This window comes from Kineococcus gurbantunggutensis (genome assembly GCF_050871925.1).
GTDB lineage: Bacteria > Actinomycetota > Actinomycetes > Actinomycetales > Kineococcaceae > Kineococcus.
In genome coordinates this window covers 1-2743 of record NZ_JBJLSG010000292.1, presented here as the reverse complement: position 1 = coordinate 2743, position 2743 = coordinate 1, and the positions used below count along the sequence as shown (strand labels likewise).

General features: G+C 73.0%; 2 protein-coding genes. One reads left to right on the top strand and one right to left on the bottom strand.

Features of this window, described 5'->3' with window-relative positions; translation table 11 throughout:
• The first annotated feature begins 195 nt into the window (after positions 1-195).
• Complete coding sequence (locus ACRYR7_RS25105; protein ID WP_432575091.1) at positions 196-1140, top strand: sulfurtransferase; 945 nt, start codon at positions 196-198, stop codon at positions 1138-1140.
• Between the two features lie 496 nt (positions 1141-1636).
• On the opposite strand, the gene ACRYR7_RS25100 is transcribed toward ACRYR7_RS25105, so the two are convergent.
• Positions 1637-2059: an STAS domain-containing protein gene (locus ACRYR7_RS25100; RefSeq protein WP_432575090.1), complete on the bottom strand. Its 423-nt coding sequence runs from the start codon at positions 2057-2059 to the stop codon at positions 1637-1639.
• Between the last annotated feature and the right edge of the window lie 684 nt (positions 2060-2743).

The window sequence follows — 2743 nt, the reverse complement described above, 5'->3', positions numbered from 1 at the left end:
GACGGGCACGACGGGCACGACGGGCACGACGGGCACGACGGGCACGACGGGCACGACGGGCACGACGGGCACGACGGGCACGACGGGCACGACGGGCACGACGGGCACGACGGGCACGACGGGCACGACGGGCACGCAACGGCGCGCTGGCCGCATGCCTGGCCCAGACCCACGGCACTGCCCGCCCCCGCCCTGGTGGACGCCACCTGGCTGCACGCCCACCACGACGCGGTCGTGCTGCTGCAGGTCGATGACGACTCCAGCTCCTACTACCAGCGCCACCTGCCCGGGGCCCGCCCCATCGACACCTTCGACGAGCTGCACCAGCACGTGCGCCGCGGACCGCTGCACCGAGCCGGCTTCGAGCAGCTCATGGATGCCAAGGGCGTGCACCGCGGCGACCACGTCGTGCTGTACTCCGCCGGCGACCCCACCCACGCCGCCTTCGCGTTCTGGCTGATGCGCGTGTACGGGCACCCCCGCATCAGCCTGCTGGACGGGGGCCTGCGTGCCTGGGCCGCGGCCGGGCACCCCTTGAGCCAGGACGTGCCCACCTGGGCGCGAGTACCCGCCCACACCACCGACACCGGCTGCACCACCGCCGGCACCGGCACAGCCGTCGACACCGCTATCGATACCGCCGTCGATACCGCTATCGATACCGCCGTCGATACCGGTTACACCGCCGACGAGCGCGACGCCTCCCTGATCATCGGCCGCGACGAGGTCCTCACCCGCTACGTCGAGGCCCCCGCCCCGGCGCTGGTGCTGGACTGCCGCACCCCGGGTGAGTACCAGGGCAGCTCCCACCACCAGCTGGACGTGGCCGCCGAGCGCCACCGCGTGCCCGGGCACGTGCCCGGCTCGCGCAACCTGCCCTCGGCCCTGGTGCTGAAGCAGGACGGCACCTTCAAGACCCGCGAGCAGCTGCGTCAGCTGTTCACCTCCCGGGGCCTGGCCGCGGACTCGCAGGTGGTGGTGTACTGCCGCCTGGCCGAGCGCAGCGCGCTGCTGTGGTTCGCCCTGGCCGAGCTGCTCGGGCACGAGCCGGTGCGGCACTACGTGGGCGGGTGGGCGGAGTACGGCAGCTTGATCGATGCCCCCGTCGCCCGCGAGGACGCCCCCCTCCCCCACGACTGAGCACACCGGGCTGAACACACCGGGCTGAGCGTCCCGGGGTGAGCGGTTCAAGGTGGGCAGTTCAGGCTGGAGATCGTGAACACCGCTGCGCTCGGCGCAGCAGCGGTACACACCCCGCCACCGGCGACGCTGAACGCCGGCAGCGCTGAGCCCCAGAGGTACTGAATCCCGGCGGTACTGAACCCCGGCGGCGTTGACCTGGCGTTCTTCGCGCGGTGGTGTCCGAGGTGTCCGGGCGTGCCAGGTTTCGCCGGACGCAGCGCGGCGTGACGTGCCTGGCTACCTACGTGACGGCGTGACGGCTAGCGGCGGTGGTGGACGGCGGCCAGCTGCAGCACACGCGCTGGCCGCAGGGCGAGCCGCACCAGTACCTATGACCAAGGACTCATGACCCAGCACCCACGACCTGGCAGGTGGCCGCCCACCGGGTGCACACGCCGCTCGATCCGCCGCGCACCGTGCCTTGGGCACCACAGCCGCGGGCCACCGCACGCGCTCACCGCCGGGCACCTCCGGCAAGACCACCGGCAGGACCCGCGCCAGGACCGCCGGCAAGATCACCGCTCGGCTCGGCCAGCAGCTCACCGGCCCCGCACCAACCGAGCACGCGCTCCACGAAGGCACCAGCCCCGCGCACGTGCAGATCACCGCCCGCCGCCCGCAGCCGGCGCTGCGCCTGCACCAGCGCAGCCACACCGCGCACGTCGCAAAAGCGCAACTCGCTGATCTGCAGGTGCACCTGCAGGTGACCGGTCTCGATCTGCGCGCCGATCACCGCCTGGAGCAGCGCAGCGCTGTCGGCGTCGAGCTCACCACCGAGGAAGATCACGCTGTCGGTGGTGTCCATGCCCACCCGGCACCAGAGCACCACCGGCTCGGCGGGGTCGGCGGGGAAGCGGGCCAGGGTGTTCAGCGCCACGAGGAGGTCCTTCCCCGGCGCCGTCCTCGGCGCTCAGGTGGTGCGCGGCGGGCCAGGGCCAGTCGGCGGCGTCGGCAGGTGCCGACCAGGAGCGGCTGGGTTTGAACCGCGCCCCAGCTTAACCGGCGCCGCGCCGTGCACCCACCGCGTCGTGCACCCACCGGCTTCGAGCACGCAGGCGCCGGGCACTACGGACGAGTCCCCGGCTGCGCGAACCGCACCAATAGCACCGGCCACACGAACCGAAGGAGTCGAACCCGGTGTCGATACCCTGGCCAGGCGGATCACCACTCGCAGCCCACGCGGCGGCACCAACGCCGGGAGGTCCCACCACCGGGCCGCTAGCGGGGCCGCGCTCCTTTGAAGGATCAAACCCCTGGCCGGCAAGCAGGGTCCTGACCAGTGGCGCAGCGCACACCCGACCTGGCCGACGATGAGGCCCTCCGGGTGCGTTCACCACCGGTTCGGCGTTCAGTAGGGCCTACCGAAGCCACCCGGCCCCGCACCAGCGAGCTCCAGGGAACGACGTGAACGCGCACGATGCGAGTGCTCCCACCCCCGGCACACCCGCACCCGGCACACCCGCACCCGGCACACCCGCACCCGGCACACCCGCACCCGGCACACCCGCACCCGGCACACCCGCACCCGGCACACCCGCACCCGGCACACCCGCACCCGGCA